The organism is Vibrio sp. dhg (assembly GCF_003443775.1).
Lineage (GTDB): Bacteria > Pseudomonadota > Gammaproteobacteria > Enterobacterales > Vibrionaceae > Vibrio > Vibrio natriegens.
Window position 1 is genome coordinate 2232106 of sequence record NZ_CP028943.1, and the last position, 24085, is coordinate 2256190.

23 protein-coding genes are annotated in these 24085 nt (G+C 45.6%); 8 read left to right on the plus strand and 15 right to left on the minus strand.

Features of this window, described 5'->3' with window-relative positions; translation table 11 throughout:
* Positions 1 to 134: 134 nt before the first annotated feature.
* The 3 genes from DBX26_RS10230 to DBX26_RS10245 all read right to left on the minus strand — a co-directional run bounded on the left by DBX26_RS10230 (position 135) and on the right by DBX26_RS10245 (position 1616).
* Positions 135 to 659, minus strand: a complete 525-nt coding sequence (locus tag DBX26_RS10230) for an NADPH-dependent FMN reductase (RefSeq protein ID WP_020334576.1) — start codon at positions 657 to 659, stop codon at positions 135 to 137.
* Positions 660 to 806: 147 nt separating this feature from the next.
* Positions 807 to 1070: a YfcL family protein gene (locus DBX26_RS10240; RefSeq protein ID WP_014232619.1), complete on the minus strand. Its 264-nt coding sequence runs from the start codon at positions 1068 to 1070 to the stop codon at positions 807 to 809.
* A 15-nt stretch (positions 1071 to 1085) separates the two neighbouring features.
* Positions 1086 to 1616 (minus strand): elongation factor P hydroxylase, encoded by a 531-nt coding sequence (locus tag DBX26_RS10245; RefSeq protein WP_118119037.1) that lies wholly within the window; start codon positions 1614 to 1616, stop codon positions 1086 to 1088.
* A 263-nt stretch (positions 1617 to 1879) separates the two neighbouring features.
* Here DBX26_RS10245 and DBX26_RS10250 point away from each other — a divergent pair, with 263 nt between their 5' ends.
* Positions 1880 to 2503, plus strand: coding sequence for a trimeric intracellular cation channel family protein (locus DBX26_RS10250; protein WP_014232621.1), 624 nt, complete (start codon positions 1880 to 1882; stop codon positions 2501 to 2503).
* A 59-nt stretch (positions 2504 to 2562) separates the two neighbouring features.
* Here the strand turns inward: DBX26_RS10250 and aroC are convergent, their stop codons facing one another.
* Both aroC and prmB read right to left on the minus strand, forming a co-directional pair.
* Positions 2563 to 3648, minus strand: a complete 1086-nt coding sequence (aroC, locus tag DBX26_RS10255) for a chorismate synthase (RefSeq protein ID WP_014232622.1) — start codon at positions 3646 to 3648, stop codon at positions 2563 to 2565.
* 190 nt (positions 3649 to 3838) lie between these two features.
* Positions 3839 to 4771: a 50S ribosomal protein L3 N(5)-glutamine methyltransferase gene (gene prmB / locus DBX26_RS10260; protein WP_118119038.1), complete on the minus strand. Its 933-nt coding sequence runs from the start codon at positions 4769 to 4771 to the stop codon at positions 3839 to 3841.
* A gap of 62 nt (positions 4772 to 4833) precedes the next feature.
* Here prmB and smrB point away from each other — a divergent pair, with 62 nt between their 5' ends.
* Entirely contained in the window at positions 4834 to 5364 is a 531-nt protein-coding gene (smrB, locus tag DBX26_RS10265) for an endonuclease SmrB (RefSeq protein ID WP_065300027.1), read from the plus strand.
* An 80-nt stretch (positions 5365 to 5444) separates the two neighbouring features.
* On the opposite strand, the gene sixA is transcribed toward smrB, so the two are convergent.
* Positions 5445 to 5909, minus strand: a complete 465-nt coding sequence (gene sixA / locus DBX26_RS10270) for a phosphohistidine phosphatase SixA (protein ID WP_014232625.1) — start codon at positions 5907 to 5909, stop codon at positions 5445 to 5447.
* A gap of 375 nt (positions 5910 to 6284) precedes the next feature.
* On the opposite strand from sixA, the gene DBX26_RS10275 reads away from it, so the two are divergent.
* Together DBX26_RS10275 and DBX26_RS10280 are read left to right on the plus strand one after the other, a co-directional pair.
* Entirely contained in the window at positions 6285 to 9062 is a 2778-nt protein-coding gene (locus tag DBX26_RS10275) for an insulinase family protein (RefSeq protein ID WP_118119039.1), read from the plus strand.
* A 124-nt stretch (positions 9063 to 9186) separates the two neighbouring features.
* Positions 9187 to 9435 carry a hypothetical protein gene (locus DBX26_RS10280; RefSeq protein ID WP_014232627.1) on the plus strand — a complete coding sequence of 83 codons (249 nt, stop codon included), beginning with the start codon at positions 9187 to 9189 and terminating at the stop codon, positions 9433 to 9435.
* A gap of 73 nt (positions 9436 to 9508) precedes the next feature.
* Here the strand turns inward: DBX26_RS10280 and fadJ are convergent, their stop codons facing one another.
* Both fadJ and fadI read right to left on the minus strand, forming a co-directional pair.
* Positions 9509 to 11620 carry a fatty acid oxidation complex subunit alpha FadJ gene (gene fadJ, locus DBX26_RS10285; protein ID WP_118119040.1) on the minus strand — a complete coding sequence of 704 codons (2112 nt, stop codon included), beginning with the start codon at positions 11618 to 11620 and terminating at the stop codon, positions 9509 to 9511.
* Positions 11620 to 12927: an acetyl-CoA C-acyltransferase FadI gene (fadI, locus tag DBX26_RS10290; RefSeq protein ID WP_014232629.1), complete on the minus strand. Its 1308-nt coding sequence runs from the start codon at positions 12925 to 12927 to the stop codon at positions 11620 to 11622. The genes fadJ and fadI overlap by 1 nt, the downstream gene beginning before the upstream one ends.
* 744 nt (positions 12928 to 13671) lie before the next feature.
* Between fadI and DBX26_RS10300 the strand changes: the two genes are divergently transcribed.
* The 4 genes from DBX26_RS10300 to DBX26_RS10315 all read left to right on the plus strand — a co-directional run bounded on the left by DBX26_RS10300 (position 13672) and on the right by DBX26_RS10315 (position 18140).
* Entirely contained in the window at positions 13672 to 14247 is a 576-nt protein-coding gene (locus tag DBX26_RS10300; protein ID WP_020334581.1) for a sigma-70 family RNA polymerase sigma factor, read from the plus strand.
* Positions 14240 to 14968 (plus strand): DUF3379 domain-containing protein, encoded by a 729-nt coding sequence (locus DBX26_RS10305; RefSeq protein WP_118119041.1) that lies wholly within the window; start codon positions 14240 to 14242, stop codon positions 14966 to 14968. The genes DBX26_RS10300 and DBX26_RS10305 overlap by 8 nt, the downstream gene beginning before the upstream one ends.
* A gap of 305 nt (positions 14969 to 15273) precedes the next feature.
* Entirely contained in the window at positions 15274 to 16536 is a 1263-nt protein-coding gene (locus tag DBX26_RS10310) for an outer membrane protein transport protein (RefSeq protein WP_014232632.1), read from the plus strand.
* 308 nt (positions 16537 to 16844) lie between these two features.
* Positions 16845 to 18140: an outer membrane protein transport protein gene (locus tag DBX26_RS10315; protein WP_118119042.1), complete on the plus strand. Its 1296-nt coding sequence runs from the start codon at positions 16845 to 16847 to the stop codon at positions 18138 to 18140.
* A 77-nt stretch (positions 18141 to 18217) separates the two neighbouring features.
* Here the strand turns inward: DBX26_RS10315 and DBX26_RS10320 are convergent, their stop codons facing one another.
* The 7 genes from DBX26_RS10320 to ccmD form a co-directional block, all read right to left on the minus strand.
* A complete protein-coding gene (locus DBX26_RS10320; RefSeq protein WP_014232634.1) occupies positions 18218 to 18988 on the minus strand; it encodes a VacJ family lipoprotein in 771 nt (256 codons plus the stop codon).
* A 173-nt stretch (positions 18989 to 19161) separates the two neighbouring features.
* Positions 19162 to 20376, minus strand: coding sequence for a c-type cytochrome biogenesis protein CcmI (gene ccmI / locus DBX26_RS10325; RefSeq protein ID WP_065302725.1), 1215 nt, complete (start codon positions 20374 to 20376; stop codon positions 19162 to 19164).
* Positions 20376 to 20861, minus strand: coding sequence for a cytochrome c-type biogenesis protein (locus tag DBX26_RS10330; protein ID WP_118119043.1), 486 nt, complete (start codon positions 20859 to 20861; stop codon positions 20376 to 20378). The genes ccmI and DBX26_RS10330 overlap by 1 nt, the downstream gene beginning before the upstream one ends.
* Positions 20858 to 21412 (minus strand): DsbE family thiol:disulfide interchange protein, encoded by a 555-nt coding sequence (locus tag DBX26_RS10335; protein WP_020334587.1) that lies wholly within the window; start codon positions 21410 to 21412, stop codon positions 20858 to 20860. Before DBX26_RS10335 ends, DBX26_RS10330 begins: the two co-directional genes overlap by 4 nt.
* A complete protein-coding gene (locus DBX26_RS10340) occupies positions 21405 to 23390 on the minus strand; it encodes a heme lyase CcmF/NrfE family subunit (RefSeq protein ID WP_065300036.1) in 1986 nt (661 codons plus the stop codon). The genes DBX26_RS10335 and DBX26_RS10340 overlap by 8 nt, the downstream gene beginning before the upstream one ends.
* Positions 23387 to 23872: a cytochrome c maturation protein CcmE gene (gene ccmE / locus DBX26_RS10345; RefSeq protein ID WP_014232639.1), complete on the minus strand. Its 486-nt coding sequence runs from the start codon at positions 23870 to 23872 to the stop codon at positions 23387 to 23389. Before ccmE ends, DBX26_RS10340 begins: the two co-directional genes overlap by 4 nt.
* On the minus strand, positions 23869 to 24075 hold the full coding sequence (gene ccmD / locus DBX26_RS10350) for a heme exporter protein CcmD (RefSeq protein WP_014232640.1): 207 nt from the start codon (positions 24073 to 24075) through the stop codon (positions 23869 to 23871). The genes ccmE and ccmD overlap by 4 nt, the downstream gene beginning before the upstream one ends.
* Positions 24076 to 24085: the final 10 nt, after the last annotated feature.

Genomic DNA, 24085 nt, shown 5'->3' on the forward strand with positions numbered 1-24085 from the left:
TTATTAGAGGCATCCAGACCACACTAAACTCAAAGGAATGACTGTGCTTAGAGATAGGTGGGGGCTCTTACCATTCACTAAACACGAGTATCATTCCCGAGAAATAATAACTGTGGAAGTAAATCCTGGCTGGGTTACGCCAATTGAGCGACTGCTTGTTGTACTTGCTCAGCGATTTCTGCATTTAGACTTGCACCGGTTTCTACGTCAAAATTCTCGTAGAAGTTTGGCACTGACACAGACGCCTTAACATCTGCACCAAAGAACTGAGCAGAACCTGTTGCCGCTGCCAATACGCTTTGTGCGCCACCAGGACCTGGAGAGGTTGCGAGATAAACAACTGGCTTGTTTTGGAATACATTACGTTCAATACGCGTCGCCCAGTCAAACAAGTTTTTGTACGCTGCAGCGTAAGAACCGTTGTGTTCAGCAAAAGAAACCACGATTGCATCCGCTTGTTCTAGCTCTCTTAAGAAGGCAATCGCACCCTCTGCCTGGCCGATCTCTTTCTCTGTATCTTCACTAAACATTGGAACTTGATAGTTGTTTAGGTCCAATACATTCACTTGCGCGCCTTCAACTTGATTGGCTGCGTAAGTAGCAAGTACTTTGTTGATTGATGTTGAGCTGGTAGAAGCAGCAAATGCGACAATTTTCATGGTTATATCCTTTTGTTCACTCTTTATGCCATCAGAATAAAAGTTAAACAGTTTGCCAACAACCACAAAAATTTTACGGAGAGATTCAAATTTTTCGAAGTAGTACGTAGGCCTACTTCGAAACAATTAGAAATAGGGTAGGAATAATTAAGCTTGAGCCTGTAGCTCTTGCCATAGATCGCTAACAATAATGCGATCGGATGGACTTAGCTCTGTACGAGCTTCATCTAAACTGTTGGCGATGCGAGCTTTCAGCTCTTCAATATCATTGATGCCTTCGTCTTCACACGATGCAGCAGATAAAGAGATGTGACCACGCAGATAACCACCAGCAAACAGCTCGTCATCTGATGCTGTTTCAATTCGAGCATCAATCAGTTCCAGTAGTTTTTCTTCAAATTCAATAATCATGGAGTATCTCTGAGGTTATTTAACGATAAAGTCAGACGCTTCCAGCGGCTTAGTTTGGTAAAAAGAGCGTAGCGCTTCAGACAGCATTTTCACTCGTTGTGGCAATCCCGTCTCCAGAATACCTAACACTTCGTTATGCAATTTACGCATAAAACCAAGCCTATCTGGTTCAAAATCGCCGTGTAGATTGTCACAACTGACAGTAAAAGGGAAGCCAGCACTTTTAGACAGTATCCACTCGTATGCCTGAGGGCGAACTTCTACTTTCTCAAACTCAGCCTGAACCTCAGCCGTTCGGCCATCCGGCTCGTACCAATAACCAAAATCCTCCAACAAACGACGCTCAGGGCCAGCCACACACCAATGCGAGATTTCATGAAGTGCAGACGCATAGAAACCACGAGCAAAAATAATCCGGTGGTGAGGTTGCTCTTCATCAGCAGGAAGGTAGATAGGTTCATCTCCACCCAACTCTAGTTTCGTGTTAAAAGGTTCTAGAAATGTGTCGTTAAATAGGGTGATAAGGTCTTGATAGTCGTGGGTCATCATCGATTCTGTATTTCATACGGACTTACGCTGCGCATTGTCGCTGTTTTTATCCAGCTCGTAAAGCCACACAACAGGTTTGGTTATTAGCTGGATTAATCTGAAACCTTACTTCTCGATACAATTTCTCATTCGTCACAGATCACATTTCCCACTACACTCTCGCAATATTTTATGCTCTCAGATGAGTAGAGCGTATTGATAGGTTTGAGGCACTTTCCCATCGCTTCAAGCCTGGTTGTATTTGATGTTGAGTGTCCCTTATGCTGCTAAGTGTGTTGTATGTCATTGGTATCACGGCTGAAGCCATGACTGGTGCGTTAAGTGCCGGACGAAGAAAAATGGACTGGTTTGGAGTTATGTTGGTCGCGAGTGCCACGGCCATCGGTGGCGGCACCGTCCGTGATATCTTATTAGGGCACTATCCGCTCGGCTGGGTAAAAAACCCGGAGTTTCTCGCCATCACTTGCCTTGCAGGGATTTTAACAACAGGGCTGGCGAAATGGGTGATCAAATTAAAAGGTCTGTTTATTCGTCTCGATGCGCTAGGCTTGATCGTCTTTAGTATCATCGGCACTAAAATCGCACTGGATATGGGGCTTCACCCTGGTATCTGTATGGTGTCTGCATTAGTGACTGGTGTATTTGGCGGACTACTTCGTGATCTGATTTGTCGTCAGACTCCATTAGTACTGCATGAAGAGCTCTACGCATCCGTAGCCTTAATCGCTTCTGGGCTGTACTTAGCATTATTAGAATTTAACGTGCCGGACGTCACGGCCACTATCGTAACGCTGGTGGTTGGCTATGTGTTACGTATGGCAGCGGTTCGATTTAAATGGCGTTTGCCATCTTTCCATTTGGAAACCGAAAGCTCACTTCATTAAACATGCAAAACAAAAAAAGGTTGCCAGTAAGGCAACCTTTTTTGTATTCAAAATAATGGTTAAATCTTTGGCGTCTCTGTCGTCACACCAAAGTTCTGACCACGGTGACGAAGCAAGTGATCCATCACAACAATCGCCAGCATTGCTTCAGCAATAGGTACCGCGCGGATACCAACACATGGGTCATGACGACCTTTAGTGATCAGCTGAGTCGGCTCACCTTCTTTGGTGATAGTGTCACCCGGAACCGTGATGCTTGAGGTTGGCTTAAGCGCAATATTTGCCACAATATCCTGGCCAGTAGAAATACCACCAAGAATACCGCCAGCATGGTTACTGCCAAAACCTTGTGGAGAAAGCGTATCACGGTGCTGGCTGCCGCGTTGGTTCACAACATCAAAACCATCACCCACTTCAACACCTTTCACCGCATTAATGCTCATCAGCGCATGCGCAATATCTGCATCTAAACGATCAAAGACTGGCTCACCAAGACCAACAGGCACATTGGTTGCGACAACCTGAATCTTCGCACCAATTGAGTCGCCTTCTTTTTTCAGGTCACGGATAAGCTGATCAAACGCTTCAACTTTATCAACATCCGGACAGAAGAATGCGTTGTTTTCAATTTCATCCCAATCCACTTTGTCGATAGACACATCACCCATTTGTGATAGGTAAGCGCGGATTTCTACGCCGAATTCGTCCTTCAGGTATTTTTTCGCAATCGCACCTGCCGCAACACGCATTGCCGTTTCACGAGCTGACGAACGGCCGCCACCACGATAATCACGAATGCCGTATTTTTGATGGTAAGTGTAATCTGCGTGCCCAGGACGGAATTTATCTTTGATCTCAGAATAATCTTTCGAGCGTTGATCGGTGTTCTCAATCAACAGACCGATTGATGTACCCGTTGTTTTACCTTCGAACACACCTGATAGAATTTTAACTTCATCCGGCTCACGACGCTGTGTAGTGTAACGTGATGTGCCAGGACGACGACGGTCCAGATCGACTTGCAGATCTGCTTCTGTAATTTCTAACCCCGGCGGGCACCCGTCTACGATACATCCCAGTGCGATACCGTGACTTTCCCCGAATGTCGTCACTCGGAAATGTTGTCCGATACTGTTTCCTGCCATTACTTCCTCAAGTTATTGTCGCCACGCCTTCTCAAATCGAGGCGCAACTGCTTATCAATTCTTCGTGGATTCATAGTGGCTCTATTACGTTTTGATGTAAAGAGTAAATATTCACTTAATCTTGATGAATTCCGCATAAAAAAACACCGAGCACTAGGCTCGGTGTTTTAGAAAATGATGGGTATGGCTATTAGTCTTTGTACAGTTTGAACTCTTCTGCACATTCCACTAGTTGATCACGAGTCAGCATGAATACACCGTGGCCGCCATTTTCAAATTCAATCCAGGTAAATGGAATCTGTGGGTATTGATCCATCATATGAATCATAGAGTTACCCACTTCACAAATCAGGATGCCGTTATCCGTTAGGTAGTCAGGTGCATTAGCCAAAATACGACGAACCAGTTTCAGGCCATCCGTACCCGCAGCCAAGCCAAGCTCTGGCTCATGCGTGAACTCGTCTGGCAGGCTGTCCATGTCTTCTTCGTCCACGTACGGTGGATTTGACACGATCAGGTTGTATTTCTCTTTTGGTAAGTCACGGAACAAATCCGAACGCATTGGGAATACTTGCTGTTCCATGCCGTGATCCTGAACGTTTTGCTCAGCCACTTGCAGTGCATCCGTCGAGATATCAATAGCATCAACTTCTGCTTCTGGGAATGCGTGCGCACAAGCAATCGCAATACAGCCACTACCCGTACACATATCCATGATACGAACAGGCTCTTCCACTAACCAAGGTTGGAATTCTGCTTGGATCAGTTCACCAATTGGAGAACGCGGTACAAGCACACGTTCATCCACGAAGAACTCAAGACCGCAGAACCACGCTTTGTTAGTCAGGTATGCGGTAGGTGTGCGATCGTTGATGCGTTTTACTACACGCTCAACAATGCGCATGCGCTCGCTGGTTGTCAGGCGAGAGCTCAATACGTGTGGAGGCACATCGATCGGCAAGTATAACGTTGGCAGGATAAGCTGCACGGCTTCATCCCACGCGTTATCAGTACCGTGACCGTAAAACAGGTTCGCAGCATTAAAGCGGCTGACCGTCCAACGAATCATATCTTGAAGGGTATGTAGCTCAGATACCGCTTCTTCTACAAAAATCTTATCCAAAATTGCCTCCGAAAAGCGCTACAATACTGCTAATAAAATTTATTAATGAATTTGTTTACCTAATGAGCAAAAAAGACACCGAACACGATGACGATTTCGCCTTGTTTCAGGAAGCAGTACAGGGCGTAAAAAAGTTGCGACAGGATACCATAATCCAGCAACCAAAAAAAAATACTAAGCAAAAAGAAATCAAACGCTCAAACCGTGAAGCGAGTGATTCAGAATTTTACTTTTCTGATGAGTTTGTCCCTCTTCTCAATGAAGAAGGGCCGACTCGCTATGCACGTGACGACGTTTCCACCTATGAGGTAAAACGTCTGCGTCGCGGTGTTTATGTGCCCGACGTGTTCCTCGACATGCATGGTATGACTCAGCAGGAAGCAAAGCGCGAATTAGGCGCGATGATCGCGTACTGCGTAAAGAACGAAATTCACTGTGCTTGCGTTCAGCACGGGATTGGCAAGCATATCCTCAAACAAAAAACGCCACTATGGCTGGCTCAACACCCTGATGTGATGGCCTTTCACCAAGCGCCTTTAGAGTTTGGGGGTGACGGTGCGCTGCTCGTCCTTCTCTCGATTCCAGAGAAGTAAAAATTCGTTCAATAACAATCTGTTTTCCATAACAATAAAGGCAGGATATTCCTGCCTTTTGATTAAATTTGGTTCAACGCTTATGGCGTGATATGCCACAACACCTCACCCTGCTGGGTTTGAGGATCGTATTCGACACAAACCAATCCGGATGTCGGGAACATTGGTGGAGCCATGTCTCTCACAAACTCTGCCGTTAAATATCCGACTAGCGGTAAATGCGAAACAAACAGCAACGACTCAAGCTTTTCAACTTCAATGAGGGCATTAGCATAGTCGTATACGCATTCAGATTGTCCGTAAGGCGTGATATCTTCAAACGTTTCAATACTTTGGGCCGAAAAGTGTTCGCTGACTTCTTGCCAGGTTTGTTGAGCACGGATGTACGGGCTCACGAGTACTTTGTCGAATTGAGCACAACCTTGTTCTTTGCACGCTCGGGCGACAGCTTGTGACTCATCTCTGCCTCTTTGGGTCAGTTGCCTAGCTGCGTCAGAATCCGCAAAGTGTTCGGCTTCGCCATGACGCATAATGAATATTTTCATGTTATTTCCTATGGATAGCTAACGCTACCAAAAGGTTGACTGCTATCTTTATAAGATATTCGGGGCTAATTTTAATAATGTCGATACATAAATACTGATATAATTGTCTGTTCATTATACCAATTAGCTTGCCAAAGATAGCGACTTTCTTAACAATCTATTAAAAAAGAATATACTCAGTTCATCACCGCTTTGGCTATGCCATGAACTCAGTGCATTCCTTCAAACAGCCCTACCCATACGCAAAAGCGATGGGCCTATGCAGTAGTCTTACGAAAAACAAAAACGCAGGGAGCAGTATTTGTCGACGCACAACATTTGCGCTGCCCCACTCAGGGTTCATAATTACTGTAATGCGAAATCTGGAGACGCATCGTGCACCTAAGTCCTAACGATTCAAATCAATACCGCTACATTACGCTGAGTAATGATTTGCGCGTGTTGATGATTCATTCCGATACAGCTCAACAGTCTGCAGCCGCTCTAGCAGTGAACGTCGGACACTTTGACGATCCTGATGATCGCCAAGGTTTAGCGCACTATTTAGAACACATGCTTTTTTTGGGTACGGAAAAATACCCTAAAGTAGGCGAATTTCAAAGCTATATTAGCCAACATGGTGGTACAAACAACGCTTGGACAGGAACAGAGCACACGTGTTTCTTTTTCGATGTCACTCCAAATGCCTTTGAAAACTCGCTAGATCGCTTCAGTCAATTCTTTACCGCACCTTTATTTAACGAGGAAGCATTAGACAAAGAGCGTCAGGCGGTCGATTCAGAATACAAGCTAAAACTGAATGACGATTCTCGTCGTTTGTATCAGGTTAATAAAGAAGTCATCAATCCAGAGCATCCATTTTCAAAGTTTTCCGTAGGGAATATTGATACGCTCGGCGACAGAAATGGTAAGTCTATTCGTGACGAAATCGTCGAGTTCCATCACTCTCAATACTCTGCTGATTTAATGACGCTAACCCTATTTGGCCCCCAATCCCTTGATGTGCAGCAAGCGTGGGTAGAGCGCATGTTCGCGGCCATCCCTAATCATCAATTGAAAGGTAAATCGATTGATGTACCTATTGGCACGGAAAACAGCACAGGAATCTTTGTCCAGATTGAGCCCATTAAGGAATTTCGCAAGTTAATTTTGACTTTTCCCATGCCGGGAATGGACGAGTATTACGGCACAAAACCCCTCTCCTATTTTGCTCATTTACTGGGCTATGAAGGGGAAGGCAGCTTAATGATTCAGCTTAAGAGTAAAGGATGGATTACTTCTCTTTCTGCTGGAGGCGGTGCAAGCGGCAGCAATTACCGTGACTTTACCGTGAGTTGTACGCTTACACCAACAGGCCTCGACCACGTCGATGATATCGTTCAGGCAGTATTCCAATATTTAACCTTGATTCGTCAAGAAGGCATGGACGAATGGCGCTACCTGGAGAAACAGGCAGTGCTCGAATCTGCATTTCGTTTTCAGGAACCATCAAGGCCGCTTGATTTTGTTAGCCACCTTGTCGTCAATATGCAGCACTATCAGCCGGACGATACCATCTACGGCGATTACAAAATGGCAGGTTACGACGAAGCGCTGCAACGTGATTTGTTGAATTACTTGAGCATCGACAATGTAAGAGTAACGCTGATTGCCAAAGGGTTAGACTACGATCGTACCGCAGAATGGTATTTTACTCCGTACTCAGTGACGCCATTTTCCAGCGAGCAAAAACGTTTCTTCCATCAAATTGACCCACGTTGGCAATTTGTACTGCCCGAGAAGAACCCGTATATATGCTACAACCTTGATCCTATGCCTCTGGAACACGGCAACTCCCTCCCCGAGTTAATTGAAGACTTGGAAGGTTTCCGCCTATGGCATTTACAAGATGATGAATTCCGCGTGCCTAAGGGCGTGCTCTATGTAGCGATAGACAGTTCGCATGCCGTCGCTTCACCTAAAAACATCGTCAAGACTCGTCTCTGCGTTGAGATGTTTCTCGACTCACTCGCGCAAGAAACTTATCAGGCGGAAATTGCCGGCATGGGCTACAACATGTATGCCCACCAGGGTGGCGTGACGCTGACTTTGTCCGGCTTTAGCCAAAAACTTCCCCAGCTATTAGAAATGATTTTGCGCCGCTTTGCTGCTCGTGAGTTCAGCCAGGCTCGATTTGACACAATCAAACAACAGCTACTCAGGAACTGGCGAAACTCAGCGCAAGATCGCCCTATTTCGCAACTGTTCAACTCGTTAACGGGATTATTACAGCCTAACAATCCACCATTTGCGACGCTTGCTGAAGCACTTGAGCAAATTGAAGTCGATGAGTTGTCGGTGTTCGTAGAGTCGATTCTCGCAGAATTGCACGTAGAGATGTTTGTCTATGGCGACTGGCAACGCCAGCAAGCGCATGACATGGCCACCACATTAAAAGATGCACTGCGAGTTAAAGAGCAGCGCTATGAAGAAGCACTTCGACCATTAGTGATGCTGGGTCAAAACGGCAGTTTTCAGCGTGAAGTGCACTGTGACCAGCAGGACTCGGCTGTCGTGATTTATCATCAGTGCGAGGATATTGAGCCACGTAATATCGCGCTTTATTCACTGGCAAACCATTTGATGTCAGCGACGTTTTTTCACGAAATCCGCACCAAGCAGCAATTAGGCTACATGGTCGGTACAGGGAACATGCCGCTTAACCGACACCCTGGCATCGTGCTTTATGTTCAGTCTCCCAATGCAGCGCCTGCAGAACTCGTCACCTCTATTGATGAATTCTTAAATGCCTTTTACATGGTGCTGTTAGAGCTCAATGATTATCAGTGGCATACCAGTAAACGCGGCTTATGGAATCAAATTGCCACACCAGACACCACACTGCGTGGTCGCGCTCAACGCCTTTGGGTAGCAATAGGTAATAAAGACACGGAATTTAATCAGCGAGAGAAAGTACTGGCAGAGCTTAAAAAGCTGACTCGTGCAGATATGATCCGTTTCGTTGTAAATGAGCTAAAACCTAGAACAGCAAACCGTTTGGTTATGCATTCTCAAGGTCTGGCTCACATCGATGAACCGCGCATTCACTTAGGTCAGGAAATTGGCTCAATAGAAGAGTTTCAGCTACGACCAAAAGATTGCGGACTGGGATAAAAGATTTTGGTATCGAATAAAATTGGCAGAAATTTGAAATAACGCAATTGCAGCTTATGCTCTAATTAGCTTATGCTCCAATTGGCTTATACTCAAATTACAACAACTTGCATATGAGGCACCTATGAAAAAATTCCTATTAATTGCTGCAGTTCTACTTCCATTCGCATCAGCTCATGCAGAAATCACAGTGAAAGGTGATGACTTTGAGCTAAGCAAAGACTGTGTTCGCTTGAGCGGTGACAATATCTCTGTGAAGTCAGATGACTGTACTTCTAAAAATTGGGATAAAGACAAGAAGGGTAATGCGAGCGTTCACGGTGATGACAACCCAGGTCAGGGTCACAAAGATAAAAAAGACAAGAAGAAATAAGCTCTTCTGCCCAATAAAGAAAGGCTTGCGAGATGCAAGCCTTTTTGTTTTTAACGTTGTTCAGCGCTGAGAATTAATAAAACGTACGTTCTTCACCCGCTCGGGTGAGTAAGCCGTCACAAGGTGCAAATCGGTCACCGTATTTCGATGCAAATTCATTCATTTTCTCGACCAGCTCTTTCAAGCCATACTGATCCATATAACGGAAAGGACCACCCAAGAAAGGTGGGAAGCCAATACCGAAAATCGCACCAATATCACCATCGCGTGGCGAACGAATAATACCGTCATCTAAACAGCGTACCGCTTCATTCAACATTGGCAGCACACAGCGCAGGGCAATATCGTTGTCGCTGAGCTTAGACTCAGGCTCAAGTTTCAATAGCTTATAGACAGACTTATCGACTTCTTTCTTCTTACCTTTGTAGGTGTAAAAGCCTTTGCCACTCTTACGGCCTTTACGACCGTCGTTAAGCAAAGTATCGAATACATCCGGACCTTTGAAACGCTCGCCCAATTCATTGACCAGAATCGGCATGATTTTAGCGCCAATATCCACGCCTACTTCATCAAGCAGTGTGATTGGCCCAACCGGGAAGCCAAAATCCAGTAACGCGTTATCTATCTTTTCTATCGGCTCGTTTGCCAGCAAGATATGCGCAGCTTCGTTCATGTAAGGTGCAAGAATGCGGTTTACGTAGAAGCCAGCTTTGTCCTTGACTACGATTGGCGTTTTGCCCTGTTTCTTGGCTAACGCAACAACCGTAGAAATGGTTTCGTCTGATGTGGTTTCATGCGGGATAACCTCCACCAGCGGCATTTTCTCTACCGGACTGAAATAGTGCAGACCGACAATATTCTCTGGACGTTTAGCTTTTTCTGCAATTTTATGGATTGGCAGTGACGATGTGTTGGTCGCAAAAATGGTATCTGGCTTCGCGTTTGCTTCAATATCCGCGACCATTTGCTGTTTCAAATCAAGGTCTTCAAACACCGCCTCAATAACTACATCAATCTGGTTGAAACTGGTGAAGTCTACGCCACCCGAAAGCTGCATCATTTTTGCTTGGAGATCCGCTTTAGAGAGAATGCGACGCTTACGTTGCTTGTCGAACAACTTGTAGTTGTAGTTCAGCGCATTTAAGACCCCGTCATTGCTCACATCTTTAATGCGAACCGGCACTTTAGCTTTCGCAACGGAGACATGACTAATGCCAGCGCCCATCAAACCACCACCAAGTACACCGACTTTTTTCACGGCTGCAGGCTTAGCATCCGTGCCGTGTTCTTTCTTCATCTCTGTGGTAGCAAAGAAGATGGAACGCAGCGCTTTCGATTCTGAGCTCATAACCAGTTCGCCGAAGCGCTTCGCTTCAAGCTCCTGGCCTTTAACGAACCCTTTCTCCAAACCATGCTGGATCACTTCCAAAATCGCCACTGTAGCAGGATAATTGCCTCGGGTTTTTTCGTTGGTTTTCTTCGCGGCTTGCTCAAATACAAACTTTCGCCCTAACCCGCTGCCCGACATCAGCTTTTCTTTGGTCGACTGCTTTTTCTTACCTTTGCTTTTGCCTTTGTCGATAAATTGCTTAGCGACATCAAGCAAAATAGTCTCTGGTACACAGGCATCTACTACTCCAAGCTTTTTCGCTTTTTTAGCGCGGAGCTGTTTACCCGTCAGGATTAAATCAAGTGAAGGTAGCAGACCAATTAGTCGAGGAAGTCGCTGTGTACCACCAGAGCCTGGTAGCAAGCCTAACTGTACTTCTGGCAGACCTAAACGAGTGATGTCGGATTCCGTACAAACGCGATAGTCACACGCCAGAGCAAGCTCTAAGCCACCTCCGAGACAAGGGCCATGAATAGCAGCAACGACCGGATAAGGCAGGTCAGACAATTGTTGGAAGAGTTCTTGTCCTTGTTTTGCCAATGCTTCCGCTTCGCTTGCGGTGGTACATGCGTCAAGCATGCGTACATCGGCACCCGCAACAAAGTTATCTGGCTTCAGGGAATGAATAATCACCCCTTTGACTCCAGTTGAGTCTTTTAGCTGCGCGAAGATTTCCTGCATTTCTTCAACAAAAGCCGCCTGTAGCGTGTTCATCTTTTCATTAGGCACATCAATGGCCAACCAGGCGATATTCTGCTCGTCAATCTTTAGACTAAATGCTTTTTGCTCGCTCATTACTCAACCTCCAGAATCATTGCCGCACCAAGACCACCCGCCGCACATGCGGTGTTCAATGCAATACCACCACCTCGACGTTTTAGCTCGCGCAGTGTTTGCGTCATCATGCGTGCGCCCGTTGCTGCAAACGGATGTCCATAAGCAATCGAACCACCAAGTACGTTGAATTTATCCATGTCGATTTCACCAATGGCTTTTGAACGGCCAAGGTTTTCTTGAGCAAACTTATCAGAGGCAAACATTTTCACGTTAGCCAGCGCTTGAGCCGCAAAGGCTTCATGCATATCAATCAGAGTCAGATCCGACAATTCCAGCCCTGTATTCTCCAATACCTTCGCCGTCGCGTAAGAAGGGCCCATTAACATGTCGGTCTCTACGCCAATAGCAGAGAAAGCGTAGCCGCGAATGTAGCCAAGGATTTCCATACCAAGCTCTTTCGCTTTACCTTCGCGCATGAGCATCACAGCAGCACCACCATCAGTCAGAGGCGTGCTATTTGCTGCGGTTACGCTGCCATATTGACGGTCAAATGCCGGGCGAAGTTTTGCGTATCCCTCTAACGTAGAGTCATGACGAACATTATTGTCTTCTGAAATCCACTTTTTGTACGGTTCAGGGAAAGCGGTCATGACTTCACCTTGAATCTTGCCCTCTTTCCACGCTTGCGACGCCAGAGTATGAGAACGGTGTGCCAGAGCATCTTGCTCTGCACGAGAAATACCGTGTGTTTTCGCCATCTGCTCTGCCGTTTGCCCCATCGACAAACCCGTCGAGTACTCAGCAACCGCAGGAGGAACTGGCATTAAATCTTTAAAGCTAAGGTTTCTAAGCACATTGAGCTTTTGGCCGAGCGTTTTGGTCTTGCTAAGAGCCAGCAGGTTGGCTGCAAGCTTTTTGGATACGCCAATCGGTAGTACCGATGAGGAATCAGCGCCACCCGCGATACCGATATCAATCGTGCCTGCCATGATGCTTTCTGTAACATTAACGGCGGCTTGAAAACTCGTGGCACATGCACGAGTCACACTGTAAGCATCGGTATGGACGTTCATTCCCGTCCCCAATACGATTTCACGTGCAATATTTGGTGCCTCTGGCATTTGTACAACCTGTCCAAATACCACTTGTTCTATTAATTTCGGATCAAGATCGGTTCGAGCAAGCATTTCACTTACTACCATCTTCCCTAAATCGACTGCTGGCACTTGGCTAAATTCCGTGCTTTGACGAGCAAAGGGAGTTCGAAGCCCCGCGACAATAGCAACGCGTTCACCATGACGCGTCTTTACTTCCTGCTTGCCCATTGTTTCTCCTTAATTAACAAGAGGTCTGACCTGATGCATTGTAATCAACTTGTTAAATTTATCAAAGGTGCGTTTAGATAAACGTGAAGCAAGTAGATCAATTACTCTAAAGCACCGCCAATAGCGATTTTAAAACGTTACAATGGCTATAAGTCACCTAATATCTGGATTTAAGTAAACTTTTCGCCAAGTGTAATAAAGATTGATCACAAACCGGATGCCTAGATAAATACTAGCTTTTGGCTTTGATTGATATGAAATACATTATGCTGACGGCGCGATTAACCGACTATGAACAATGAAGATAGTTGAATAAGAACTGGGTTAGAAAGCGAAATTTAGGTAAAAAAAAACCACACAGAACTGTGTGGTCGGAATATCTATAAAAACAATTAACTTACGCCAATTGAACATTAATCAGTTTCCTGATTAGGAGAAAGTAAAGTCAGCCTTCAAAAGGAAGTGTCATCTTGCTCAACATGTTAGTCACAAGGACTAACGAGATGACAGGAGTAACTATAACCGCTTCACTGATCGAGTTTTTGAAATAGATCAATTTTATATTGATTTAGCGCTTATCAAGCGATCTATTTTTTCAATCTTCCAAATAAATGCATGGCTACTGGTTTTCTATCTGAGTCGTAATAATGAAACCTGGACCTGACTACTGTGAGACAAAACAGTTGATACTGCTAAACTCTGTATGTCTATCCGAATGACCACACAGTACTGGTTAAATAACAAATGGGGGCTCTTGCAGCCATGTTAAAAATGTTTGGAAAGAAAAATTCCAACAGTCCGGTCAACTCTGATATGGACAAACAAAGAAAATATGAATCGCTCGTTCGGGGCTATCATCGTGATTTATATCGCTATGCTTACTGGCTATGTAAAGATAAAGCGGTTGCCGAAGATTTGGTGCAAGAAACCTGTCTTCGCGCATGGAAATCTCTAGATAGCTTGCTGGACGAAAAAGCGGCAAAGTCTTGGCTTATTACCATATTAAGACGAGAAAATGCACGCCGGTTCGAACGCAAACAATTTGATTTAGTTGATATCGATGACTATGGCAATGATGCAAAGGTCAGCGACGACCCTCATCACCAGCAAGAGTGGCTTCAGGCACAGATCATGAAATTAGACGTCGAATATCGTGAACCTTTATTTCTGCAAGTCGTAGGCGGTTTCAGTGGAGAAGAGATCGGCGACATACTGGAACTGAACAAAAACACTGTGATGACTCGACTATTTCGTGCTCGTAATCAACTTAAAGAGATGTTGGATTCTCAAGATACAAAGAGAGGACAAAAAAATGGATGATTTAGAATTTCGTCGTCGTATTTTGTCGGATCCAAAACAGAAGGATGAAGAGATACTGCAAGCTTTGGCTGACAACAGTGCTAACCATAAGTTTGTTGAAGACGTTTTGGATCTCGATGAAAAAATCAAACAGGCTATGAATGTCGATGTGCCTGAAGATCTTGCTGACAAAATTTTGTTCAGCCAAAGTTCGAGCTCTCTTGAACAAAACGTTGTCCGCCCTACTTTTGCTAAGAAGGCAATGGCTTTGGCTGCATCGTTAGCATTTACAGCTGGCTTGTTAGTTGGTCAGGTCAACTGGAGCAATATTCTCGTCTCACCGGCACATGCTACATTGGCGGATACAGCAATCAAACATGTAATAGACGAAGAGCCTTTTGTCCGTCACTTGGACGAAGATGTGCCAAGCACATTCATCAACGCCAAAATGTCTCCGCTGAATTTTAAGTTTAACCAGAACTTTCCTTACCACGTCTATTACTTAAATCACTGTGGATTCGGAGAGTCTAATGCCGTGCATATGGTTTTTCAGGGTTTAAAAGGCAAAGTCACCATGTTCATTACCAGAATCCCAAGTGAGCAAGCTGTCGACTTCAACAAAGAAGGCATGAGTGGCGTCGTTCAACCTATAGGTAGCGCAAGTATGATCTTGGTCGGTCAACAAGGCGAGGATATCAATGTGATCGCCAGTAAACTGACCCCTCTAATCCAACCTATGTAATAAGTTGAAACATAATTAGTGTAAAACCCATTAGCTGCCGCCTAGTGTGACCTCTATGCGGCAGTTGTGTATTTGTAGGACGCAAACGTTTACCGCCTACAACCCGTCGCAGCGCCATTAGAGTATTAACTCTAAATATTGCAATTTAGATGTCATTTCCCTGCATTTAGCATCATTTTTATAATTTTTCCTAAATTTTATCCAATGGTCGGATTTGTTAATAACATTCTTGTGACTACTATCTGCGCCACTGAGCAAAAGCTCGAATTATCGTCCAAAGAGACGAATCTAATAAGGAAAAACACATGACTTATAATAAGCGTCTGTTCAAAAAGACTCTCTTAGCAGTAACGGTAGCTTTTGCCTCAGGTCAAACGATGGCAGCAGGTTTCCAAATTAATGCCCAATCAGCGACTGGCCTTGGCCGTGCCTTTGCTGGTGATGCAGTTATCGCAGACAACGCTTCAGTAATGGCGCGTAACCCAGCAGCAATGGCGCTGTTTGACAAAATGGAACTGTCTGTTGGTTTTGAAACCATTACTTCACTTATTGAAGTGAAAAATGCCACTTACAACATTAACGGCAACAACATCCCTGTTGGAGACGTTGACGATGTAGGTGACACTGCTCTTGCGCCAAACATTCACCTAATTGTACCGGTAAACGACAAGTTTGCCTGGGGTGTGAATGCCTACTCTAACTTCGGTACAAAGACTGAATTCTCTGACAGCTACGTAGCGGCTGAATACGGCGGCCTGACCGACGTGAAAAGCGCTAACTTTGGTCTGGCGGGTTCTTACCGTCTGAACGACCAATGGAGCTTTGGTGCTGGCCTTGATGTGATTTACGGTAAAGGCACAATGAAACGCGTAACGAGCTCTGCTCTTGCTGCTGTAAACCCTGCTCTAGGTGGTGCAACGCTTCTTGATGTTGATTCTGCTGACGGTTGGGCCGTAGGTTTTAACGTAGGTACCGTATTTGAGCTAGACGAAAATAACCGTTTTGGTTTTGCATACCACTACAGCCCAGAATTTGAAGCAAAAGACGACGAAGGCCAAAAGATCACGCTACCTCTGCCAGACATGGCTGAGTTCTCTGGCTACCACAAAATCAAGGACACCAAGTTCGCGGTACACTACAGCGTACAATACATTGGCTGGAAAGACTTTGACCAGATTGATTTTGAAAACCTAGATCAAGGTATGCTAACTGGCAGCTACGCTAAACAATATCAATGGCAAGACGGCTGGCACTACGCGATTGGTGGTACTTACTTCCTAAACAATGACTGGACGCTTCGCGCTGGTTACATGTACGACACTAGTGCACAAGACAATGTAACGTCTATTTCTGTACCAGATTCAGACCGTCAGTGGTTCTCAACTGGTTTCACTTACCATCTTGACAGCAAAGCTAACATCGACTTTGGTTTCACATACCTAATGGGTGATGACATTAAAGTTAACGAGAGCACGACTATTATCCCTGGCATGCTGTCTACTGGCGTAAGTGCAACAACTCACGCAGACGCGATTCTAGTTGGCTTACAGTACAGCCGTAGCTTCTAATTGACGTATTAGTCGCTATTGCAAAAACTTTGTATATAAAAGGCTGGATTTCCAGCCTTTTTTCTTATCTGCGAGTTATTCTACGCTCGATTTCAGTGAACACGTGTATCTAAATACCTCCATTAGGACTCACAACTGTTCGCTGAATATCTTTCACAACTCCTTTACAGCTAGGCTTTTAGTCTTCTATAAGATAATTGGTCAGAATTTAATACTAAAAACGTGTCCTTTCTGGATTTTCATTTCTAAAGTAAAAGCTCTATCTTTAAAATTTTACCCCACGTTTAAAATAATTCAGCGAACACAAAATGAAAACCAACAAGACCCTTCTTTCTATGACAGTAGCACTAAGTCTGCTGGGCACAGCAAGCGCGACTCATGCAGCCGGTTTCCAACTTGCGGAGTTCTCTGCAACAGGCTTAGGCCGCGCATACGCAGGTGAAGCAGCAATGGCAGATAATGCAAGTGCACAATGGCGAAACCCGGCGATGCTCACTTACTTAGAAGGCACACAAGTATCTGTTGGTGCTATCTATGTGAATCCAAATCTTGATGTAGACGGTGACGTCGATTTCTACGGCAATAACATTCCAGCGTCTTCTGATGACTTCGCTCACGATGCAATCATCCCTAACTTCTACCTATCGCATCAGTACAACGACGAGTTCGTTGTCGGCTTAGCGTTGGGAACCAACTACGGTATGGAAACGGATCTTGGTACTGGTTTTGCGGCGTCACACTTCGGCAACGAAGCCAGCGTGACCACAATGGAAGTCAACCTGAATGCAGCCTACAAGATTAACAACGCTGTAAGTATCGGCGGGGGCGTTCGCTATATCCTTGGTGAAGGTAGCTTTGGCGCAACAACACCTGCCACAAATGCATTGGGTCTTCCTCAAGATACTACGCTGAAGTACATGGAAGGTGATGATACCGCTTGGGGTTGGCAAGTCGGTACGGCATGGCAGATCAACGACAATAACCGCATCGGCTTCGCATACAAATCAGAAGTAGAACTGAAGTTGAAGGGTCATGCTGAAGGTCTTGGTTTTGGCTTTGGTACCCAACTGCCACAAACCCGCGACAATGGTTACATGTACCTGACGCTACCAGCGACTGCGGAGCTGGCAAGCTACCACCAGATTACTGAACAACTTGCCCTGCACGCGAGTTTTAACTGGACTGACTGGAGCTCATTCGAAAAACTGGAAGCCCACCTTGATACCGCAGGTACGCACATGGTTAAAGTTGAAAACTGGGAAGATAACTACCGTTTTGCGTTAGGTGCGACCTACCAGCTTCAGCCGCAACTGGCGTTAAGAACAGGTATTGCGTACGACACATCAGCCGTTAGCGATAAAAACCGTACTATCACTATTCCAGAAACCGATCGTACCTGGCTAAGTATTGGCGCAACATACGACTGGACAAAAGATTTCAGCTTAGATGCAGGTTTCACTTACATCATCGCGAAAGATGCCTCAATTACAGAGTCACGCGGTTATGATTCGGACAACACAGCAGAGCAAGTTGGTGGTCAGTTTGTAGGTGAAACAACGGGTAACGTTTGGTTGATTGGTCTTCAGGCGAACTACCGTTTCTAATCGAAGACACCATTGAAGAAAAAAGGCTTAGCAACTGCTAAGCCTTTTTCATATAACGTTTTTTTAACTGAAGCGGTTTAAAACTCGTCTAAATATTCGTCCAGATAAGCTTCTTCTTCTGCGTCGACTTCTTTGACAGTCTCCACTTCTGCTTTAAAGTTTTGGCGCTGGATATAAATATCACGAGTCAAAACATAAGGATCTGGTGAGTTGTCCAGCTGCGCTTCCTGAGAAACAAGCAACGCACGTTTTTCCATGCCTTCGAAAGCCCATTTACCAAGGCTTGCCCAGAAGTTTAGGTAGGTCAGAGGGACATACATACTGTCTACTGTATCGGTGACTTCACGCAGCGTGTAAGGGCCGTATCCCGGAACCATAAAGTAAGGTCCGTTGCCTACACCGTAGTGACCGACGGCATCACTGAAAACTTTTTCATCGTATTTGGTAATTCCCGCGGCGGTGGCGACATCCACCAGACCAAGGAGACCAAACGTGGAGTTAAGCCAGAATCGATTAAAGTGATCGACGGCTTTACCACCATTACCCATCAGCAGATTGTTCACCATACTTGCTGGCTCGTCTAAGTTCGCCAGAAAGTTAGCAATACCATAACGGATAGGTGTAGGCGTGTATTCCACATAGGCTAATGACACCGGACGTACTAAATACGGATCCAAGTAATCGTAGTTAATGTCCCACATGGCACGGTTAAAGCCTTCCAACGGATCGTACGCATCAGAAGTCGTTTGATTTGTTTCTTCTGTTGCTGCCTCCTCAGGCGCACTTGAACAGCCAACCAGTCCAATTGCTAACAGCATCAAGAAGATGGATTTACCCTTGTTATACATTCTATGTTCCATAACGACTATTAATATACTTAAGCAACCTTGCTATAAAATTCATGACTCAGATACAGTTTAGAAGTCACTTAAGTATAAAAACAAGGCCAGCATAAGCTGGCCTTTGTCATTCTACTCGATAGTTTAGAGCCATACCACTATACGGATATGACTCGCAACTTTTAAAATTGCTTATTGATAATAACTTCAACAGGTTGCCCGAACTCTACGACACCACTCTCACCGTGCCAGTCATGATCACGGGTTGCCACGTTACCATCAGAATCAACGCGTACACGCACCAAAAGCTTATCCAATGAAGACAACTTTGAACCTTGCATCATGGCATTGCCATCATCCAGTACCACTGTTCGCGGGAATGATGCTAACGGGTAACGAGCCGCAGCTACTGGCATTGGAGAGCCATCAGCACGGTGGACAGATACGATAAGTACTCCGTTAGGATCGACCTGAGCTTCAGGAGCAAGACTGATGGTAACCGCCACGCTTTTATCCGGAGAAACCGCTTCGCCCATTTGTTTACGCGCACTATCAATACTGCGAGAAAGCATCTCATAGCGGCTATCTTCAGGACCGATCATCTGTTGCATTACGCCCCAGTATTTGATCGCTGCTGGATAGTCTTGACGTTCAAACGCATCGAATGCAAGCAGCGAGAAGACACGCAGATCGACTCTATCCTGCTGAACCAGCTGGCCCAAAAGAGAGCGCGCGGTATTCTGATCCAATTCTTCCTGAGAAAGCATCAGAGCTTGCGCATACCCCAGCATAATATCCGGGTCTTGAGGCTCAAGGTTGTACGACTTTTCCATGGAATCGATCGCAGTGGTCACATCACGATTCGCCAAAGCAATACGTCCCAGCAACAACCAACCGGTTGAATCTTCCGGTTGATAATGCAGACGAGTACGCAATGCTAAGGTTAAATCTTCCATCTCTTGATCACTTAGAGGTTCAGATGAAGACGACATCAGCTTTTTCGACAACTCAGGTAAGTTTGCCGACACTTCTTGCCACCTAACCACTTCTTGAGATGCGCCAAATTGGTAATACAAACCGTAACTCAAGACAACAGTCAGCACCACAGAAGGAACCAATACCGCGATAGGAGAAATTTTTGTTTCTTTGTGCCCTTTATCGCCTGGAATATCATCTAGCAATGATTGTTTAAGATCCGAAATCAGGTCTTCCTGGCTTTCAACCAAACCTTCTTCGGTCTCTTCTTGAAGCTCTGATAAACGATCTTTGTAAAACGCTTTATTAAGTTCATCGCGTAGTACTTCATCGTTGTTCGCTTTTTGTTTTAGTAACGGCATGGCTACTAGAGCACAAGCGATCAGCGTAAGAACAACAGTAGATATCCAAAATAGTGTCATTACTTCTTATCTCCGTCGTTCTCTTCTTCAAGCAGTGCTTTGAGGCGAGCTTCTTTTTGTTCGTCCCACTTTTCATCACTATTTGCGACGACTTTTGCTTTTATTTTGCGACTACGTAATACGATCAAAGCAAAGCCACCCAGTACAACAGAAAGCGGCCCCAGCCATAAGATAGCCGTCGCAATGGTGAATGGCGGATTGTAAGTCACAAAGTTACCGTAACGCGCCACCATGTAATCAACGATCTCTTCCTTAGACTTGCCTTCTTTGGTCATTTCATACACTTTATGGCGTAAGTCTTGAGCAAGCTCGGCATTAGAATCAGAGATCGTGTTGTTCTGACATTTAGGGCAACGCAGGGTGTGACTTAACTCTTTGAACTGCTGTTCTTGTTTGAGGTTGTCAAACTCGTACACTTCAATGGCAGCTTGAGCCGCTAACGAGAACGTCAATGCTGCAAATATGGCTAAAATCACCTTTTTCATAGCTTCGCCTCCTCAACCAACTGATTGTAAAGCGGTTCTAATGTATCAGCCCAATTGCGTGGATTGACATCCCCAACATGGCGATAACGAACAACACCATTAGCATCGATAATGAAAGTTTCCGGTGCTCCGTAAACGCCTAAGTCCAGACCAAGCATACCGCTGCCGTCAAACAAACTGATCAGGTAAGGATTACCCAAATCATTCAACCAACCTACTGCTTTAGTGCGATCATCTTTGTAGTTCATACCGATGATCTTGACACCTTTACCAGCCAGTTCATTCAGATACTTATGCTCTGCATAACAGGTTGGACACCAGGTAGCCCAAACGTTGAGCAGTAAAGGTTCGCCTTTGAAAATAGATTGATCGTATTCTTTACCCGGCTCTGCCAAATCTTCAAGGTGAAAGGCTGGTACAGGTTTACCCACCAATACCGACTCAAGTTTTGTCGGGTCATCACCCTCTTGGTTACGCATCAACTGGGTTGCAAAGATCCCCGCTAGGACCATAAAAGCGACTAACGGGATAAACAAGACTTTCTTATTCATATTGTGCGACCTGCTCCTTTGCCTTAGCACTCTTCTTAGATGACTTACGGAAGCGGTAACGCTTGTCTGAAATAGCCAGACCACCACCAATTGCCATGATCAAAGCACCAGCCCAAATCCAACGAACGAACGGTTTGTAGTAAATACGTACAGCCCATGAGCGGTTGTCTTCTAAACGCTCACCCATCGCAATGTAAAGATCTCGCGTTACGCCACGATCAATCGCTGCTTCTGTCATCATAGACTTAGCAGTACGGTAGAAACGCTTCTCTGCATGCAGCGTATTGACGTAGTTACCGTTATGCGTAACTTCAAAATCCGCGATATAACCATCGTAGTTAGGGCCATCTTTGTCTCGCAAGCCAGAGAAATAGAAGTCATAACCCTGGATTTGGAAGTGTTCTCCCGGAGCCAAACGCACATCACGCTCAATGCTGTAGTTCTGCACCATCGCGATACCGATAACGGTTACCGCCAAACCAATGTGACCTAACATCATTGCCCAGTGACTGCGCTGCAACTTACCTACGCCTTCGACGAAGCTATGTCGGTGAGTCGCACGCTCGTGAAGCTCGAAGCCGTGCATGACGATGATCCAAATCGCCATTACCCAACCGATGTAAGCCATAATTTGGAAGAAGTCTGCGAATAGGTATACGCAAACCGCTGCCAGTACCAGAGCGGTCACGCCAGAGATCATCATCGGCTTAACGATTGATGACAATTGATCTCGTTTCCAGCGAATAAGCGGACCAATACCCAATAAGAAGGCAAATGGCATCATCAGCCATGCAAACAGCATGTCGAAGAATGGCGCGCCAATTGAGACAGAGCCAAGACCAATTTGCTTGTGCACCAGCGGTAACAATGTACCGACTAAAACAACAACCAGTGCTGCGATCAACAGTACGTTGTTGCCAAGTAAAACGTTCTCTCGCGATACCAAATCGAAGTTACCACGGACACGAACCGATGCGCCTTTTACCGCGAACAGTAGCAGCGATCCGCCGATAACAAATACAAGGAAAGCAAGAATAAACATGCCGCGGGCCGGATCAGAAGCAAACGCGTGCACTGAAACCAAAATACCTGAACGCACCAGGAACGTCCCCAGCAGACTCAATGAGAATGCAGAGATAGCAAGCAGTACTGTCCACGCTTTAAAGGTGCCGCGTTTTTCAGTGACGGCCAAAGAGTGCATCAATGCGGTACCAGCCAACCAAGGCATAAAGGACGCGTTCTCTACTGGATCCCAGAACCACCAGCCACCCCAGCCGAGTTCGTAATATGCCCACCATGAACCTAGCGCGATACCTAGAGTTAGAAATACCCACGCCGCTGTTGTCCAAGGACGAGACCAGCGAGCCCAGGCGGTATCTAAACGGCCCGTCATCAAAGAAGCAATAGCAAATGAGAACGCAACCGAGAAACCTACATACCCCATATAAAGCATCGGAGGGTGAACAATCAGCCCCGGGTCTTGTAGAAGTGGGTTCAAGTCACGACCATCAATAGGGAAGAATGGCAAAGTACGCAGAAATGGGCTTGATGTGAAAATAATAAACATCAGGAAGCCGACCGAAATCATCCCCATTACTGCCAGTACGCGCGCGACAGATTCTTGTGGCATACCGCGGCTGAATGTCGCGACAGCAACTGTCCAAGCCGCCTGAATCAACACCCAAAGAAGTAGTGAGCCTTCGTGCGCACCCCACACCGCGGTTAATCGGTAGTACCAAGGTAGCTGGCTGTTTGAGTTACTTGCCACATATTGCAGGGTAAAATCGTTGGTATAAAAGCCCCAACATAAAATAATGAACGAGAACAACAACATGAGAAACATCGACCACGACAGAGGACGAGCGGTGTTCATCAGCATGGTGTTGTTATTTGATGCCCCCCAGAGTGGCAGTATGCTCAGCAGCACTGCCATCGCAAGCGATAGTATGAGGGCAAAGTGACCGATTTCTGCAATCATTGGCCGCTTCCTTGTGTCTGCTCAGAGCTGTACTTCATTGGTTCATGCGTCTTTTCCATCGCTGCGGCGATTTCTGGCGGCATGTAATCTTCATCGTGTTTTGCTAGTACTTCAAATGCTTCAATAGTGGTCGCATCACGCAAAACACCTTGTGCAACAATACCCTGCCCCTCACGGAACAAATCCGGAAGAATACCTTCATAAACTACGGTCACTTTCGGGCCGATATCGTGTAGGTCAAAACTGACTTTCAAAGAGTCAGGATCACGACGAACTGAGCCGTTTACTACCATGCCACCGATACGTAGACGTTGACCAACTTCAGGTTTAGTACCATCCGGCTTACCATTGACCAATTCCGTAGGCGTGTAGAAAAGGTCCATATTCTGGTTGAGCGCGTAAAGCATCAAACCAATGGTGGCACTAATACCGACAAAGATAGCCAGTACAATACCTAGCCTCTTTTTACGTCTCGGGTTCATAAGGTGTTCTCCATATTCTTCGCTGCGTCAATTCGAGCTTGACGGTCTATTTTTGCTTTCACTTCATTCAATAATGCATCACCGCGACGAAGGCTGGTGATTAAGAGAATCAGCATCGATAGAAAAGTGATGCCAAATGAGCTCCATACGTATGATGCGTAGCCACCCATGGCAAAAAAGTCGCTCAGAGATTCAAAATACATAATTCACTAC

Coding starts and splice junctions, on each gene's coding strand:
- DBX26_RS10230 (WP_020334576.1), bottom strand. CDS start 659: ATGAAAATTGTCGCATTTGCTGCTTCTACCAGCTCAACATCAATCAAC.
- DBX26_RS10240 (WP_014232619.1), bottom strand. CDS start 1,070: ATGATTATTGAATTTGAAGAAAAACTACTGGAACTGATTGATGCTCGA.
- DBX26_RS10245 (WP_118119037.1), bottom strand. CDS start 1,616: ATGACCCACGACTATCAAGACCTTATCACCCTATTTAACGACACATTT.
- DBX26_RS10250 (WP_014232621.1), top strand. CDS start 1,880: ATGCTGCTAAGTGTGTTGTATGTCATTGGTATCACGGCTGAAGCCATG.
- aroC (WP_014232622.1), bottom strand. CDS start 3,648: ATGGCAGGAAACAGTATCGGACAACATTTCCGAGTGACGACATTCGGG.
- smrB (WP_065300027.1), top strand. CDS start 4,834: ATGAGCAAAAAAGACACCGAACACGATGACGATTTCGCCTTGTTTCAG.
- sixA (WP_014232625.1), bottom strand. CDS start 5,909: ATGAAAATATTCATTATGCGTCATGGCGAAGCCGAACACTTTGCGGAT.
- DBX26_RS10280 (WP_014232627.1), top strand. CDS start 9,187: ATGAAAAAATTCCTATTAATTGCTGCAGTTCTACTTCCATTCGCATCA.
- fadJ (WP_118119040.1), bottom strand. CDS start 11,620: ATGAGCGAGCAAAAAGCATTTAGTCTAAAGATTGACGAGCAGAATATC.
- fadI (WP_014232629.1), bottom strand. CDS start 12,927: ATGGGCAAGCAGGAAGTAAAGACGCGTCATGGTGAACGCGTTGCTATT.
- DBX26_RS10300 (WP_020334581.1), top strand. CDS start 13,672: ATGGGGGCTCTTGCAGCCATGTTAAAAATGTTTGGAAAGAAAAATTCC.
- DBX26_RS10305 (WP_118119041.1), top strand. CDS start 14,240: ATGGATGATTTAGAATTTCGTCGTCGTATTTTGTCGGATCCAAAACAG.
- DBX26_RS10310 (WP_014232632.1), top strand. CDS start 15,274: ATGACTTATAATAAGCGTCTGTTCAAAAAGACTCTCTTAGCAGTAACG.
- DBX26_RS10315 (WP_118119042.1), top strand. CDS start 16,845: ATGAAAACCAACAAGACCCTTCTTTCTATGACAGTAGCACTAAGTCTG.
- DBX26_RS10320 (WP_014232634.1), bottom strand. CDS start 18,988: ATGTATAACAAGGGTAAATCCATCTTCTTGATGCTGTTAGCAATTGGA.
- ccmI (WP_065302725.1), bottom strand. CDS start 20,376: ATGACACTATTTTGGATATCTACTGTTGTTCTTACGCTGATCGCTTGT.
- DBX26_RS10330 (WP_118119043.1), bottom strand. CDS start 20,861: ATGAAAAAGGTGATTTTAGCCATATTTGCAGCATTGACGTTCTCGTTA.
- DBX26_RS10335 (WP_020334587.1), bottom strand. CDS start 21,412: ATGAATAAGAAAGTCTTGTTTATCCCGTTAGTCGCTTTTATGGTCCTA.
- DBX26_RS10340 (WP_065300036.1), bottom strand. CDS start 23,390: ATGATTGCAGAAATCGGTCACTTTGCCCTCATACTATCGCTTGCGATG.
- ccmE (WP_014232639.1), bottom strand. CDS start 23,872: ATGAACCCGAGACGTAAAAAGAGGCTAGGTATTGTACTGGCTATCTTT.
- ccmD (WP_014232640.1), bottom strand. CDS start 24,075: ATGTATTTTGAATCTCTGAGCGACTTTTTTGCCATGGGTGGCTACGCA.